General features: G+C 59.3%; 16 protein-coding genes. 13 read left to right on the forward strand and 3 right to left on the reverse strand.

What is annotated here, in order from left to right; all coding sequences use genetic code 11:
- Both CBW22_RS08730 and murJ read left to right on the forward strand, forming a co-directional pair.
- Positions 1-921, forward strand: a complete 921-nt coding sequence (locus CBW22_RS08730; RefSeq protein ID WP_088516464.1) for a Gfo/Idh/MocA family protein — start codon at positions 1-3, stop codon at positions 919-921.
- A gap of 121 nt (positions 922-1,042) precedes the next feature.
- Entirely contained in the window at positions 1,043-2,581 is a 1,539-nt protein-coding gene (murJ, locus tag CBW22_RS08735) for a murein biosynthesis integral membrane protein MurJ (RefSeq protein WP_058759461.1), read from the forward strand.
- A 67-nt stretch (positions 2,582-2,648) separates the two neighbouring features.
- On the opposite strand, the gene flgN is transcribed toward murJ, so the two are convergent.
- From flgN to flgA, 3 genes are all read right to left on the reverse strand, one after another.
- Positions 2,649-3,080 carry a flagellar export chaperone FlgN gene (flgN, locus tag CBW22_RS08740; protein WP_058775420.1) on the reverse strand — a complete coding sequence of 144 codons (432 nt, stop codon included), beginning with the start codon at positions 3,078-3,080 and terminating at the stop codon, positions 2,649-2,651.
- A 5-nt stretch (positions 3,081-3,085) separates the two neighbouring features.
- Positions 3,086-3,388 (reverse strand): flagellar biosynthesis anti-sigma factor FlgM, encoded by a 303-nt coding sequence (gene flgM, locus CBW22_RS08745; RefSeq protein WP_058775421.1) that lies wholly within the window; start codon positions 3,386-3,388, stop codon positions 3,086-3,088.
- Between the two features lie 106 nt (positions 3,389-3,494).
- A complete protein-coding gene (flgA, locus tag CBW22_RS08750; protein ID WP_021506424.1) occupies positions 3,495-4,154 on the reverse strand; it encodes a flagellar basal body P-ring formation chaperone FlgA in 660 nt (219 codons plus the stop codon).
- 154 nt (positions 4,155-4,308) lie between these two features.
- Between flgA and flgB the strand changes: the two genes are divergently transcribed.
- The 11 genes from flgB (at position 4,309) to flgL (ending at position 14,199) form a co-directional block, all read left to right on the forward strand.
- Positions 4,309-4,722 (forward strand): flagellar basal body rod protein FlgB, encoded by a 414-nt coding sequence (gene flgB, locus CBW22_RS08755; RefSeq protein WP_021506423.1) that lies wholly within the window; start codon positions 4,309-4,311, stop codon positions 4,720-4,722.
- A 2-nt stretch (positions 4,723-4,724) separates the two neighbouring features.
- A complete protein-coding gene (flgC, locus tag CBW22_RS08760) occupies positions 4,725-5,129 on the forward strand; it encodes a flagellar basal body rod protein FlgC (RefSeq protein ID WP_021506422.1) in 405 nt (134 codons plus the stop codon).
- A gap of 12 nt (positions 5,130-5,141) precedes the next feature.
- Positions 5,142-5,816, forward strand: a complete 675-nt coding sequence (gene flgD, locus CBW22_RS08765; protein ID WP_021506421.1) for a flagellar hook assembly protein FlgD — start codon at positions 5,142-5,144, stop codon at positions 5,814-5,816.
- Between the two features lie 25 nt (positions 5,817-5,841).
- Complete coding sequence (flgE, locus tag CBW22_RS08770; RefSeq protein ID WP_088516465.1) at positions 5,842-7,044, forward strand: flagellar hook protein FlgE; 1,203 nt, start codon at positions 5,842-5,844, stop codon at positions 7,042-7,044.
- A 20-nt stretch (positions 7,045-7,064) separates the two neighbouring features.
- Entirely contained in the window at positions 7,065-7,823 is a 759-nt protein-coding gene (locus tag CBW22_RS08775; protein ID WP_058759464.1) for a flagellar basal body rod protein FlgF, read from the forward strand.
- Positions 7,824-7,840: 17 nt separating this feature from the next.
- Positions 7,841-8,623 (forward strand): flagellar basal-body rod protein FlgG, encoded by a 783-nt coding sequence (flgG, locus tag CBW22_RS08780; RefSeq protein ID WP_021506418.1) that lies wholly within the window; start codon positions 7,841-7,843, stop codon positions 8,621-8,623.
- Positions 8,624-8,685: 62 nt separating this feature from the next.
- Positions 8,686-9,396 carry a flagellar basal body L-ring protein FlgH gene (locus tag CBW22_RS08785; RefSeq protein WP_021506417.1) on the forward strand — a complete coding sequence of 237 codons (711 nt, stop codon included), beginning with the start codon at positions 8,686-8,688 and terminating at the stop codon, positions 9,394-9,396.
- A 69-nt stretch (positions 9,397-9,465) separates the two neighbouring features.
- Positions 9,466-10,515, forward strand: coding sequence for a flagellar basal body P-ring protein FlgI (locus tag CBW22_RS08790; RefSeq protein WP_230201060.1), 1,050 nt, complete (start codon positions 9,466-9,468; stop codon positions 10,513-10,515).
- Positions 10,515-11,456, forward strand: a complete 942-nt coding sequence (flgJ, locus tag CBW22_RS08795; protein WP_021506415.1) for a flagellar assembly peptidoglycan hydrolase FlgJ — start codon at positions 10,515-10,517, stop codon at positions 11,454-11,456. Before CBW22_RS08790 ends, flgJ begins: the two co-directional genes overlap by 1 nt.
- A 116-nt stretch (positions 11,457-11,572) precedes the next feature.
- On the forward strand, positions 11,573-13,216 hold the full coding sequence (gene flgK, locus CBW22_RS08800; protein WP_088516466.1) for a flagellar hook-associated protein FlgK: 1,644 nt from the start codon (positions 11,573-11,575) through the stop codon (positions 13,214-13,216).
- A 17-nt stretch (positions 13,217-13,233) separates the two neighbouring features.
- Positions 13,234-14,199: a flagellar hook-associated protein FlgL gene (gene flgL, locus CBW22_RS08805; protein ID WP_059010446.1), complete on the forward strand. Its 966-nt coding sequence runs from the start codon at positions 13,234-13,236 to the stop codon at positions 14,197-14,199.
- Positions 14,200-14,261 lie beyond the last annotated feature (62 nt).

The following is a 14,261-nucleotide window of genomic DNA, read 5'->3' on the forward strand; positions in this document are numbered from 1 at the left end:
ATGACGCTGCGTATTGGTGTGGTGGGGCTTGGCGGTATCGCGCAGAAAGCCTGGCTGCCAGTGCTGGCACAGGCCAGCGGCTGGCAGCTGGTGGGCGCGTTCTCGCCCAGCCAGGCGCGGGCGCAGCCGATCTGCGACAGTTACCGTATTCCTTATTTTAGTCAGCTGGATGCGCTGGCGGCGGCCAGCGATGCGGTGTTTGTACACAGCAGCACCGCCAGCCATTTTGAGGTAGTGCAGGCGCTGCTGCTGGCCGGTAAAGATGTTTGTGTCGATAAGCCGCTGGCCGAAACGCTGCAGCAGGCCGAGACGCTGGTGGCGCTGGCGGAAAAGCGCAAACGCAAACTGATGGTGGCCTTCAACCGGCGCTTTGCACCGCGCTACCAGCAGCTGAAAGCGCAGCTGCCGGGCGCGTCCTCGCTGCGCATTGAGAAACACCGGGCAGACAGCGTCGGCCCGCACGACCTGCGCTTTACCCTGCTGGATGATTATCTGCACGTGGTCGATACCGCGCTGTGGCTGGCCGGCGGCAAGCTCAGGCTGGAGCTCGGCCATATCGACACCCATGATGACGGCGCAATGCTCTACGGTGAGCACCATTTCTCGGCCGGATCGCTGCAAATTACCACCAGTATGCATCGCCGCGCGGGCACGCAGCGTGAAGTGGTCAGCGCCATCTGCGACGGGCGTTACATCGAAATTAATGAGATGCGCGACTGGCGTGAAGAGACGCTTAGTGGCCTGCGCAGTGATGTCCCGCCGGCGTGGCAGAGTCATCTGACCCAGCGTGGCTTCAGCGGTGCGGCACACCATTTTATCCAGTGTGTGGAAAATCAGACGATGCCTGAAACCAGCGGTGAACAGGCGCTGGCGGCGCAGCGTCTGGTGGAAAAACTGTGGCGCGACGCCGTACAGGAATAATCCCTTGTAACACTCAATGCTGGTCATTTCCCACCGCAGCAGTAGACTATCGCCGGACATCGCAGGATGTCCGCGCTAAGTTGCTCATTTATCCGACACTTTTCAGGATGCGCCACTCATTATGAATTTGCTGAAATCGCTGGCTGCGGTCAGTTCGATGACCCTGTTTTCCCGCGTGCTGGGCTTTGCCCGCGACGCCATTGTGGCGCGCGTTTTCGGGGCTGGCATGGCCACCGATGCCTTTTTCGTGGCGTTCAAACTGCCCAATCTGCTGCGCCGTATTTTCGCCGAAGGCGCCTTTTCACAGGCCTTCGTGCCAATTCTTGCCGAATATAAAAGCAAGCAGGGCGAAGACGCCACGCGGGTGTTTGTTGCCTATGTATCAGGCCTGCTGACGCTGGTGCTGGCGGTGGTGACGGTGCTGGGCATGGTCGCTGCGCCCTGGGTAATCGTGGTAACGGCGCCGGGTTTTGCCGATACCGCCGACAAGTTCGCCTTAACCAGTTCGCTGCTGCGCGTCACCTTTCCTTATATTCTGCTGATCTCGCTGGCGTCGCTGGCCGGGGCGATTCTTAATACCTGGAACCGCTTCTCCGTCCCGGCGTTCGCGCCCACGCTGCTGAATATCAGCATGATTGGCTTTGCGCTGTTTGCCGCGCCGCACTTCCATCCGCCGGTGATGGCGCTGGCGTGGGCAGTGGTCGTGGGCGGGCTGCTGCAGCTGTTTTATCAACTGCCGCACCTGAAAAAGATTGGCATGCTGGTACTGCCGCGCGTCAACCTGCGCGATGCCGGCGTGTGGCGGGTGATGCGCCAGATGGGCCCGGCGATTCTCGGCGTGTCGGTGAGCCAGATCTCGCTGATCATCAATACCATTTTCGCCTCGTTTCTGGTCTCCGGCTCGGTGTCGTGGATGTACTACGCCGATCGTTTGATGGAGTTTCCTTCTGGCGTGCTGGGCGTGGCGCTCGGCACCATCCTGCTGCCGTCGCTGGCGAAGAGTTTTGCCAGCGGCAACCACGATGAATATTCCCGTCTGATGGACTGGGGCCTGCGTCTGTGCTTCCTGCTGGCGCTGCCGAGCGCGGTTGCGCTGGGTATTCTTTCCGGTCCGCTCACCGTGGCGCTGTTCCAGTACGGCAAATTTACCGCTTTTGATGCGGCGATGACCCAGCGCGCGCTGATTGCCTATTCGGTGGGGCTGATGGGGCTGATCGTGGTGAAAGTGCTGGCGCCGGGCTTCTATTCGCGTCAGGACATCAAAACGCCGGTTAAGATTGCTATCGCCACCTTGATCATGACCCAGCTGATGAACCTGGCGTTTATCGGCCCGCTGAAGCACGCCGGTCTGTCGCTGTCGATTGGTCTGGCGGCCTGCCTGAATGCGGCGCTGCTCTACTGGCAACTGCGCAAACAGCAAATCTTTCAGCCGCAGCCGGGCTGGCACGGTTTCCTGCTGCGTCTGCTGGTCGCCGTCGCGGTGATGGCTGCTGCGCTGCTGGGCATTCTGCAGGTGATGCCGGCGTGGGAAGAGGGGCAGATGTGGTGGCGGTTACTGCGGCTGGCGGCGGTGTGCGCCATTGGCGGCGGCGCTTACTTCGTGATGCTCGGTTTACTGGGCTTCCGCCCGCGCGATTTTGCCCGCCGCACGGCGGTGTGAGCGCGCAATAAAAAAGGGTCGCCCGGTGTGGCGACCCTGATTCAGCGGACCCGCAGCACGGCTGCGTTTAGCCTTTGCGGCTTAGCGTGGACTGGCCTAAACCACGACCGTCCGGGCCGTAAAATGACTGGGTCTGATGCGGTTTCAGCACCGACAGCGCCTGTTCGGTAAAGGTCATCTGATGCTGCAACAGCATGCCATTGTGCTGATTGGCGTCGCGCAGACGCTGGGTATGTTGCTGAATGCTGTGCCAGCGGCGTGCGATATCACTGTGACCACGATAAGGCGCTTTGGTACCCAGCGACAGCTCGGTTTTGCGGCGCATCTCGTCCAGATAATTCAACGTCGTCAGCAGCGCGCTTTTATCTTCTGTAATGCGCTGCAGCAGGTTGCCATTAATCCGTCCGGCAGAAAGTTGCTGCTGCTCTTCATCCATCACGACGTTAAGCGAACTCAGCACATCCTGCATTTTATCTAAGGTGGTCAGCAGATTATCCATCGGGACTATTTACCCTCTAAAAACGCCCTGGTATCGGCGATCAGCGCATCGGCGATCTTACCGGTATCCATTTTCAGTTCACCATTACGAATGGCGGTCTTCAGCTGCTCTACGCGCGCTGTGTTAATATCTTTGCTGCCCGGCTGCATCAGCTGCGCCTGAGCGGGACTCAGCGTCACTTCCGCACCATTCTGGCTTGTGCTGGCGGCCGGTGCGCTGTTCTGACGCACTTTTGCCTGGTTGTCGCTGCTGTCACGGGTTTGTACAGTGCTCACCGGTTTTAAAGGCTGCGTTCTGTCGATACTCATGGTGTGGCTCCTGTTAGGGTCAGTTGGGGATCAGCCAACTGAGTCAGCATAGGGTAATATCATTGTTGATATCTCTATCGGCAGAACAACAGCGTTCTTTAACGCTTTATAGCGATATCAGAATATTCCCATCCTCGCTGACACGACCGCTTACCACCTGGCCATTGCTCATGCGCACGCGCACCGTCTGCGCCGCGCTGGCGTTGTTTAACGCACGACCTTCACTGCTGGCATTAAAGCCGTTGCCGCTGGCAATCACCATCACATTCTGACCGGCTTTCACCCGCCACGGCTGGCGCAGCATAGTGGCCGTCACCGGCTGGCCTGGCGCAATGTCACGCAGGGCAATGGCGTCCGCCAGATTGCTGCTGCTAAGCAGCGCGCGCGCCGGCAGCGTGTCCAGCCGGCCACTTTCCAGGCGGAAATCACTGGCGCTGACGTTGCTGCCGCGCGCCAGCTGACGATTGGCCACCAGATACTCACCGGTCACCTGCACCTGTACCTGCAGATAGCGACGATTCTGGCCGCAGCTGGCGGCAATGCTCAGATTGCCCCACTGGCGACTGTTACCCGGCAGCAGCAGCTGCGGTGTGTCGCAGGCGGGCCACTGCGTCTGCGGCGTGCGGACCACCACCGTCATACCGGCGGCGTGCTGCGGATCGCGTGCCTGAAAGAACTGAGTCAGCTGCGCGCTGAGATCGGCGGCATAGCCGGGCGTCGCGAAGGCCAGCCACAGCAGGGCCAGCAGGGAAGAAGTTGTACGCATCAACGCCTCCTGTCGAAAAGATGGCACTGAGTCTACTCCGCGCACCAAAAATTCAAGGTGAAAAATAGCCACGATTTTTGCTGCTATTCAGACGATAGCCCTTGCTTTTGTCCCATTAAGCTGTCAGCTCGAAATTCTCATTCGCGGAGGAAGCATGCTCGACAAACTCGATGCCGCGCTGCGATTTGGTACAGAAGCATTAAACCTGCGGGCGCAGCGCCAGGAGATTCTGGCGTCTAACATTGCCAACGCCGATACCCCGGGCTACCAGGCGCGGGATATCGACTTTGCCAGCCAGCTGAGCAAGGTGATGCAGAACGGCCGTGCCGAAGGCAGCAGCCTGGCGCTCAATGTCACGTCATCACGTCACATTGAAGCGCAGACCAATTCACAGCCCGCACTGGATCTGCTGTACCGCATTCCCGATCAGCCTGCCGCGGATGGTAACACCGTGGATATGGATCGCGAGCGTACGCAGTTTGCGGATAACAGCCTGAAATACCAAACCGATCTCACCCTCATCAGTAGCCAGATCAAAGGCATGATGAGCGTTCTGCAGGGGCAATAATCATGGCATTGCTGAATATCTTTGATATCGCCGGTTCTGCGATGACCGCACAGTCACAGCGGCTCAACGTCAGCGCCAGTAACCTGGCCAACGCCGACAGCGTCACCGGGCCGGACGGCCAGCCGTACGTGGCAAAGCAGGTGATTTTCCAGACCGATGCCGCTCAGGGCGCGGCCACCGGCGGCGTCAAAGTGGCCGGTGTCGTGAACGACCCGACGCCCGCCAAACTGGTGTATGACCCGGGTAATCCGCTGGCTGACCAGAAAGGCTACGTCAAAATGCCTAACGTCGACGTGGTCGCCGAAACCGTTAACACCATGTCCGCGTCGCGCAGCTATCAGGCCAACGTCGAAGTGCTGAACACGGTGAAGTCAATGATGATGAAAACCCTCACCATGGGTCAGTAACGGAGACGCATTATGAGCCTTGCAGTAGGGATTAAAGACAACCTCGACCCCACGGTCCTCAGCTCCAGCAGCAGCACCGGCAGCGGCAACAGCGCGCAGGATCTGCAAAACCAGTTCCTGAACATGCTGGTGACGCAGCTGAAAAATCAGGACCCGACTAACCCAATGGACAACAGTCAGCTGACAACCCAGCTGACGCAGATCAACACCCTGAGCGGCATTGAAAAACTCAATACCACGCTGGGATCGATCTCCGGTCAGATCAGCACCAGCCAGTCGCTGCAGAGCTCAACGCTGATCGGCCATGGCGTGATGGTGAAGGGCAGCCAGGTGCTGGTCGGCAGCGGCACCAGCACGCCGTTTGGCGTGGAGCTGGGCACCGCGTCGACCGCCACCAGCGTCACCATCAAAGATGGCAACGGCAGCGTAGTGCGCTCCATCGATCTCGGCGGTCTCAGCGCCGGCGTTCACACCTTCTCGTGGGACGGCAAGATGGACGATGGCAGCGCCGCACCGGACGGCAAATATACGGTTTCACTCGCCGCCAGCAATGGCAGCACCCAACTGGTGGCACAGCCGCTGAACTACGCCTATGTCAACGGCGTCAGCACCGTGAATAACACCGCAAAACTGGATCTCGGCACCATGGGCTCCGCGACCCTCGATGAAATTCGTCAGATTCTCTGACTAACCTCTTAGCAGGAGAAATAGCATGTCATTTTCACAAGCGGTGAGCGGCCTGGGCGCTGCCTCCAGCAACCTCGACGTTATTGGTAACAACATCGCCAACTCGGCGACGGCCGGCTTTAAATCCAGCACCATCGCGTTTGCCGATATGTTCTCCGGTTCGAACGTCGGTATGGGTACCAAAGTCGCAGCGGTGATTCAGAACTTTAACGACGGCACCACCACCTCTACCAGCCGTGGGCTCGACGTGGCGCTGAGCGGCAACGGTTTCTTCCGTCTGACCGACGCCAGCGGCGGCGTGTTCTATTCGCGCAACGGCCAGTTCACGCTGGACGAAAACCGTAACCTGGTGAACACCCAGGGCCTGACCGTAACCGGCTATCCGGCTAACGGCACCCCGCCAACCATTCAGACCGGTGCCAACCCGGTCGCGCTGAGCATTCCGACCACTCAGATGTCGGCGCGCGCCACCACTACCGCCACCATGGTATCCAACCTGAACTCAACCGATGCGGTGCCAACCGGCGGTGCGTTCACGGCGACCAACGTGGATACTTACAACGCCAAAAGCACCGTGACCGTGTACGACTCGCAGGGTAACGACCACGCGCTGGATCTGTACTACGTCAAAACGGCCGACAACAACTGGACGGTGCACGCGATTGATTCCACCACCGGTCAGGCTGCCGGTAACTTCAACATGGTATTCGATACCAGCGGTAACCTGACCTCGGCCAGCACCGTGGCGCTGACCATTCAGGGTGCGAACGGTGCTGCGGCCAACCAGGCGGTCAGCCTCAGCGTGCTCGGCAGCCTGCAGCAGAACACCGGCAAAACTAACTTCGGTAACCCAACCCAGGATGGCTATGCACCGGGCGATCTGACCAGCTACACCATCAACGACGACGGCACCATCACCGGGACTTACTCCAACCAGAAAACCCAGCTGCTGGGTCAGATTGTGCTGGCGAGTTTCTCTAACCCGGAAGGGCTGAAGTCCGAGGGTGATAACGTCTGGTCGGCAACCAACTCTTCGGGCCAGGCGGCAGTCGGTCTGGCAGGCACCGGTACCTACGGCAACCTGACCTCCGGCGCGCTGGAAGCGTCCAACGTCGACCTGAGTAAAGAGCTGGTGAATATGATCGTTGCCCAGCGTAACTATCAGGCCAACAGCCAGACCATCAAAACGCAGGACCAGATTCTTAACACCCTGGTCAACCTTCGTTAATACGCTAACGGGATTGCTTTATGGATCACGCAATATATACCGCGATGGGCGCGGCCAGTCAGACGATGGAGCAACAGTCTGTCACCGCCAGCAACCTCGCCAACGCCTCGACGCCGGGCTTTCGCGCTCAGCTCAATGCGCTGCGCGCGGTGCCGGTCAACGGCTGGTCGCTGCCAACACGTACGCTGGTGGCTGCTTCGACGCCGGGTGCCGATATGTCGCAGGGCTCGCTCGATTACACCGAGCGTCCGCTCGATGTGGCGGTGCAGCAGGATGGCTGGCTGGCGGTGCGTACCGCTGACGGCAGCGAAGCTTATACCCGCAACGGTAACATGCAGATCAGCCCGACCGGCCAGCTGACCATTCAGGGCAATCCCGTGATGGGCGATGGCGGTCCGATTGCCGTGCCGCAGGGCGCGCAACTGACCATTGCCGCCGACGGCTCCATCACCGCGCTTAACGCCGGTGACGCGCCGAACGCCACGGTGCAGCTCGGACGGCTGAAGCTGGTACGTGCCACAGGCCAGGAACTGACGCGCGGTGATGACGGCATGTTCCGTCCCAGCGCCGCCACTCAGGCACAGCGCGGCGCGGCGCTGCCGAATGACGCGACCGTGCAGGTGATGCCGGGCGTGCTGGAGGGCAGCAACGTGAAGCCCGTGGAAACCATGGTCGACATGATCGCCAACGCCCGACGTTTTGAGATGCAGATGAAAGTGATCTCCAACGTCGATGAAAACGAACAGCGGGCTAATCAGCTGCTCAATATGAGCAGCTAAGGCTTAAGGAAAACACAATGATTCGTTCTTTATGGATCGCGAAAACCGGTCTTGACGCACAGCAGACCAACATGGACGTCATCGCCAACAACCTGGCGAACGTCAGCACCAACGGCTTTAAGCGTTCACGCGCGGTGTTCGAAGACCTGATGTATCAGACCCTGCGTCAGCCGGGTGCGCAGTCGTCAGAACAGACCACGCTGCCGTCGGGCCTGCAGATCGGTACCGGTGTGCGTCCGGTGACCACCGAACGTCTGCACAACCAGGGCAACCTGTCGCAGACCAGCAACTCAAAAGATGTGGCGATCAACGGTCAGGGCTATTTCCAGGTGCAGATGCCGGACGGCACCTCTGCGTATACCCGCGACGGCTCGTTCCAGGTGGACCAGAACGGCCAGCTGGTGACCAACGCCGGTTTCCCGGTGCAGCCAGGCATCACTATTCCGGCGAATGCCACCAGCATCACCATTGCGCGTGACGGCGTGGTGACGGTGACACAGCAGGGGCAGACGCAGCCGGCGCAGGTTGGCCAGCTGACACTCAGCACCTTCATGAACGATGCCGGACTGGATAGCGTCGGGGAAAACCTCTATCAGGAAACCCAGGCCTCCGGTGCGCCGACCGAAAGCACGCCGGGCCAGAACGGGGCCGGTCTGCTGTATCAGGGTTACGTGGAAACCTCCAACGTCAACGTGGCGGAAGAGCTGGTGACCATGATCCAGACGCAGCGCGCTTATGAGATCAACAGCAAAGCGATCAGTACCTCCGATCAGATGCTGCAGAAGTTAACCCAGCTGTAATGCCGGGATCGTTGGGCCAGCGCGTCTGGCCCGATTAAGAACATGAAAAAGGTCAGAACTCCGTGGCGAAGCAAGTGATTCTCAAGCCTGGGCATTGGTTAGTAGCCACGCTGCTACTGACCCTTAACGGTTGTGCGCTGGTGCCGCGCACGCCACTGGTACAGGGTGCGACGACGGCTGAGCCGACGCCATCCGCACCGCCGGTGGTGAACGGTTCCATTTTTCAGGGCGTGGCGCCGCTCAACTACGGCTATCAGCCGCTGTTTGAGGATCGTCGTCCACGTAACATTGGTGACACCCTGACCATCACGCTGCAGGAAAACGTCAGCGCCAGCAAAAGCTCTTCAGCCAATGCCAGCCGCGACGGCAGCAACAGCTTTGGCCTGAGCGCCATCCCAACCGGCCTGGCCGGACTGGTGGGCGCCGGCGGCGAAAAAGCCGCGCTCGATGCCAACGGCAAAAACGATTTCGCTGGCAAAGGTGGCGCGACCGCCAACAACACCTTTACCGGCACCATCACCGTCACCGTTAACCAGGTGCTGTCGAACGGCAACTTGCGCGTGGTCGGCGAGAAACAGATTGAAATCAACCAGGGCACCGAATTTATTCGCTTCTCTGGCGTAGTGAACCCGCGCACCATCAGCGCCAGCAACGCGGTGTTGTCAACGCAGGTCGCCGATGCACGTATTGAGTACGTCGGTAACGGTTATATCAATGAGGCGCAGACCATGGGCTGGTTCCAGCGCTTCTTCCTGAACGTCTCGCCGATGTAAGAGGTCATGATGAAAAACACTACACTGCTGCGTTTGGGCCTGGGCCTGTTGCTCGGCATCAGCAGCCTGATGGCGCAGGCCGATCGCATCCGCGATCTCACCAGCGTGCAGGGCGTACGCGATAACCAGCTGATTGGTTACGGTCTGGTGGTTGGCCTTGACGGCACCGGTGACCAGACCACCCAGACGCCGTTCACCACGCAAACGGTGAGTAACATGCTGTCGCAGCTGGGCATCACCGTGCCTGCCGGCACCAACATGCAGCTGAAAAACGTGGCGGCGGTGATGGTCACCGCCAAACTGCCGTCGTTTGCCCGTCAGGGACAGACGGTTGATGTGGTGGTGTCCTCACTGGGGAACGCCAAAAGCTTGCGCGGCGGTACGCTGCTGATGACGCCGCTGAAGGGCGTCGATAACCAGGTTTACGCGCTGGCGCAGGGTAACATTCTGGTCGGCGGGGCGGGTGCCTCGGCCGGCGGCAGCAGCGTGCAGGTTAACCAGCTCAACGGCGGCCGCATTACCGGTGGCGCCACCGTCGAGCGTGAGCTGCAGAGCAACTTCGGCAGCCAGAACACCATCAACCTGCAGCTTAACAACGAAGATTTCACCATGGCGCAGCGCATTGCTGATGCCATCAACAGCCGTGGCGTGGGGTCAGCGCTGCCGCTGGACGCCCGTACCGTGCAAATCCGCGTGTCGCCAAATAACAGCTCGCAGGTACGTCTGCTGGCGGAGATCCAGAACATCGACGTGTCGGTGCCGCTGGAAGACGCCAAAGTGATCATCAACTCGCGTACCGGTTCGGTGGTGATGAATCGCGAAGTGACGCTCAACACCTGTGCGGTAGCGCAGGGCAACCTGTCGGTCACGGTTAATCAGCAGCAGAACGTCAGCCAGCCGGATACGCCGTTTGCCGGTGGTCAGACGGTTGCCACCACGCAAACGCAGATCGATCTGCGTCAGAGCGGTGGCGCGCTGCAGCGGGTTAACGCCAGTGCCAACCTGAACAACGTAGTGCGGGCGCTGAATGCGCTGGGTGCGACACCGATTGAGCTGATGTCGATTCTGCAATCGATGGAGAGCGCGGGCTGCCTGCGCGCGAAGCTGGAAATTATCTGATGACCGATACGCAATCGCTGATGAACGCGGCGTATGACAGCCGCTCGCTGAACGAACTGAAACGCCAGGCTGCCGTGGACCCGAAAGGCAAAGCGCTGCAGGTGGCGAAGCAGGTCGAAGGGATGTTCGTGCAGATGATGCTGAAGAGCATGCGTGAAGCGCTGCCGCAGGATGGCATGCTGAGCAACGATCAGACGCGGCTTTACACCTCGCTGTACGATCAGCAGATTGCGCAGGAAATCGGCAAGCGCGGGCTGGGTCTGGCCGACACCATTGTCAAACAGATGCAGCCGGCGCAGGCACCGGACGAAAGCGCCGGTACCGTGCCGATGAAACTGGATAACAGCTTCATCTATAGCAGCATGGCGCCCACGCAGCTGGAGCAGATGGTGCGCAAAGCGGTGCCGCGTCTGCCGGTCTCGCCGGCCAGCCTGCCGGGTGACAGCAATGAGTTTATCGCCCAGCTGGCGCAGCCGGCGAAAGTGGCCAGCCAGCAGAGCGGCATTCCTCACCATCTGATCCTGGCGCAGGCGGCACTGGAGTCCGGCTGGGGCCAGCGGCAGATCCTGACGCGCGACGGCAAGCCGAGCTACAACGTGTTCGGGATCAAAGCCAGCGGCGACTGGAAGGGCGAAACCACCGACATCATGACCACGGAATACGAGGGCGGTGAAGCGAAGAAAGTGCGCGCCACCTTCCGCGTTTATGGCTCCTATTTCGAAGCGCTCAGCGACTACGTGCGGTTGATTTCCAGTAACCCGCGCTATGCGGCGGTGGCGAATGCACCGAGCGCCGAGCAGGGCGCGCGCGCGCTGCAGGCGGCCGGCTACGCGACTGACCCGAAATATGCGCAGAAACTGGTAGGAATGATCCAGCAATTCAAAAACATGGGCGAAAAAGTGGTTAAGGCTTACAGCCAGGATTTCACCGACCTGTTCTGATTTTTCCGCTCAAGTTTCGCTTAAGCACGCCGATAACCTTCACATGCCGCGGGCGTTGTGGCCCGCGCAATCGCACTGATGACTGCCAGCCCGGTTAACGGGAAAAAGGAACCGAGATGTCCAGCATAATTAATTCCGCGATGAGCGGGCTGAGCGCCGCACAGGCCGCATTAAGCACCACCAGTAACAACATCAGTAATTACACTGTGGCCGGTTATTCGCGCCAGACGATTTTGCTGTCGCAGGCCAACAGCACGCTGCAGGGCAGCAACTATTATGGCAACGGCGTCAATGTGACCGGCGTGCAGCGTGAATACGATGAGTTTATTACCGCCCAGCTGCGCGGTAACAGCGCCAACTACAGCGCGGTCAATTCACAGTACAACCAGATTTCGAATATTGATGATCTGTTGTCGACGTCGACCACTAGCCTGTCTGACTCGATTCAGAGCTTTTTCACTAACGTGCAGAACGTGGTGAGTAACGCCGACGATCCTTCTGCGCGTCAGTCTATGCTGAGCTACGCGCAGGGACTGGTAAACCAGTTCCAGACTACCGCACAGTATCTGACTAGCATGCAAAACAGCGTCAATACGGACATCAAAGCCAGCGTCGAGCAGATCAACACCTACTCCAGCCAGATTGCCGATCTCAACACGCAGATCGCCAAGCTGACCACCGGCGGCGGCTCTGCGCCTAACGATCTGCTCGATCAGCGCGATCAGCTGGTCAATAACCTGAATGGCCTGGTCGGCGTGAGCGTGTCGCAGCAGGACGGTAACTATATCGTCTCGATGGGCAACACCACGCTGGTCAACGGCAGCAAAACCACCTCACTGATCGCCATGCCTTCCAGCAGCGATGCGTCGCGCATTACTGTGGGCTATGTCGATAAGCAGGCCGGTAACGTTGAGATCCCGGAAAAAACGCTGACCACCGGTTCGCTCGGGGGCCTGCTGGCGTTCCGTACCCAGGATCTGGATAACGCGCAGAACCAGCTCGGGCAGCTGGCAGCGGCATTCACCACCAGCTTCAACCAGGTGCACAGCCAGGGCTATGACAGCAAAGGCAACACCGGCATCAACTTCTTTAATATTGGTAGCCCGACAGTGGTGACCAACAATAAAAACACCTCAGCCGCTACCGTCAGCGCCAGCTGGACCGACACCGGGGCGATGAAAGCCTCTAACTACAGCGTGAGCTATGACGGCAGCAACTGGTCGGTGACGCGTCTTTCGGACAACGTGAAAGTGACGCCGACCATGGGCAGCGACGGTGCCGGCAATACCACCATGAGCTTTGACGGACTGTCATTAACGGTAAATGGAACGGCTAACGCCAAAGACAGCTTCCTGGTCAAACCGGTGCAGGATGTGATTAGCGGCATGTCAGTGGCTATCACCAGTGAATCGCAGATCGCGGCAGCTTCGGCTGCGGGTGGCGCCAGCGATAACCGTAACGCGCAAAAGCTGCTCGACCTGCAGGATGCCAAACTGATTAACGGTAACGCCACACTGGCGCAGGGTTATGCCAGCCTGGTGAGCACCGTCGGCAACAAAACCAAAAACCTCGAAACCGCCGCCACCACCCAGAAGGGCGTGGTGACGCAGCTGACCGAACGTCAGCAGTCGGTTTCTGGCGTAAACCTTGACGAAGAGTACGCCAACCTGAGCAAATATCAGCAATTTTACATGGCGAACGCGCAGGTACTGCAAACCGCCAATACCATTTTCGATGCTCTGATGAGCATTCGCGGTTAATACGGGAGGCCTGACCGATGAGACTCAGTACCAATATGATTTTCGACCAGCAGGTGCGCGGCGTCACTGACGCGCAATCCTCCTGGCTGAAAGCGGGTGAACAACTGTCAACCGGTCGACGCGTGACCAATCCGTCTGACGATCCGATCGCCGCTTCGCGCGCCGTGGTGCTGTCGCAGACGCAGGCGCGCGACAGCCAGTTCGCGCTGGCGCGTTCGTTCGCGAATCAGGGACTGTCGCTGGAAGAGAGCACGCTGAGTGATGTCACGACGGCGATTCAGTCGGCGCAATCCACGCTGATCAGCGCCGGTAACGGCTCGCTGAGTGACGATGACCGTGCGTCTTATGCTACCCAGCTGGAGGGCATTCGCTCGCAGCTGCTCAACCTGGCCAACAGCAAAGACGGCAACGGCCGCTACCTGTTTGCCGGCTATGCGTCCGACAAGCCGCCGTTCACCGAAGATGCCAGCGGTAAAATCATCTATAGCGGTGGCAGCGACGCGATCACCCAGAAAGTCGACAGCGAACGCACCATGACGGTGGGCCATACTGGTAATTCAATTTTTGACCAGCTGACCAGCAACGCCAAGCCGGAGCCGGATGGCAGCGCCAGCCAGACTAACCTGTTCGATATGCTGGATGACGCCATTGCAGCGCTGAAAGTGCCGCAGAATGACGCTGACGATGCCACTAAACAGACCTTCAGCGCGGCGATGGACAAGGCCAACCGTGGCTTCAGCAACTCGCTGAACAACGTGCTGGCGGTGCGTTCTGAGATTGGTACCCAGCTGGACGAACTGGATACGCTGGATGCAAAAGGTGACGACCGCAAGGTGACGCTGAAAGATCAGATGAGCACGCTGGTTAACGTCGATTACACCGAAGCCATTTCTACCTACACCATGCAGCAGCAGCTGCTGCAGGCGTCGTACACCACCTTTAGCGATATGTCGAAGATGTCGCTGTTCCAGATGAATAAATAAACCTGACTGTTTGAGCGTACTTAAACCGGGTACGCTTAGTTTTTCCCACTGCCTGCGAGGGC

The organism is Pantoea sp. VS1 (assembly GCF_002207995.1).
In the GTDB taxonomy this organism is placed as follows: domain Bacteria; phylum Pseudomonadota; class Gammaproteobacteria; order Enterobacterales; family Enterobacteriaceae; genus Pantoea; species Pantoea dispersa.

Bases quoted from the DNA above. Each gene is read 5' to 3' on its own strand.
- CBW22_RS08730 (WP_088516464.1), top strand. From the start codon at position 1: ATGACGCTGCGTATTGGTGTGGTGGGGCTTGGCGGTATCGCGCAGAAA.
- murJ (WP_058759461.1), top strand. From the start codon at position 1,043: ATGAATTTGCTGAAATCGCTGGCTGCGGTCAGTTCGATGACCCTGTTT.
- flgN (WP_058775420.1), bottom strand. From the start codon at position 3,080: ATGGATAATCTGCTGACCACCTTAGATAAAATGCAGGATGTGCTGAGT.
- flgM (WP_058775421.1), bottom strand. From the start codon at position 3,388: ATGAGTATCGACAGAACGCAGCCTTTAAAACCGGTGAGCACTGTACAA.
- flgA (WP_021506424.1), bottom strand. From the start codon at position 4,154: ATGCGTACAACTTCTTCCCTGCTGGCCCTGCTGTGGCTGGCCTTCGCG.
- flgB (WP_021506423.1), top strand. From the start codon at position 4,309: ATGCTCGACAAACTCGATGCCGCGCTGCGATTTGGTACAGAAGCATTA.
- flgC (WP_021506422.1), top strand. From the start codon at position 4,725: ATGGCATTGCTGAATATCTTTGATATCGCCGGTTCTGCGATGACCGCA.
- flgD (WP_021506421.1), top strand. From the start codon at position 5,142: ATGAGCCTTGCAGTAGGGATTAAAGACAACCTCGACCCCACGGTCCTC.
- flgE (WP_088516465.1), top strand. From the start codon at position 5,842: ATGTCATTTTCACAAGCGGTGAGCGGCCTGGGCGCTGCCTCCAGCAAC.
- CBW22_RS08775 (WP_058759464.1), top strand. From the start codon at position 7,065: ATGGATCACGCAATATATACCGCGATGGGCGCGGCCAGTCAGACGATG.
- flgG (WP_021506418.1), top strand. From the start codon at position 7,841: ATGATTCGTTCTTTATGGATCGCGAAAACCGGTCTTGACGCACAGCAG.
- CBW22_RS08790 (WP_230201060.1), top strand. From the start codon at position 9,466: ATGGCGCAGGCCGATCGCATCCGCGATCTCACCAGCGTGCAGGGCGTA.
- flgJ (WP_021506415.1), top strand. From the start codon at position 10,515: ATGACCGATACGCAATCGCTGATGAACGCGGCGTATGACAGCCGCTCG.
- flgK (WP_088516466.1), top strand. From the start codon at position 11,573: ATGTCCAGCATAATTAATTCCGCGATGAGCGGGCTGAGCGCCGCACAG.
- flgL (WP_059010446.1), top strand. From the start codon at position 13,234: ATGAGACTCAGTACCAATATGATTTTCGACCAGCAGGTGCGCGGCGTC.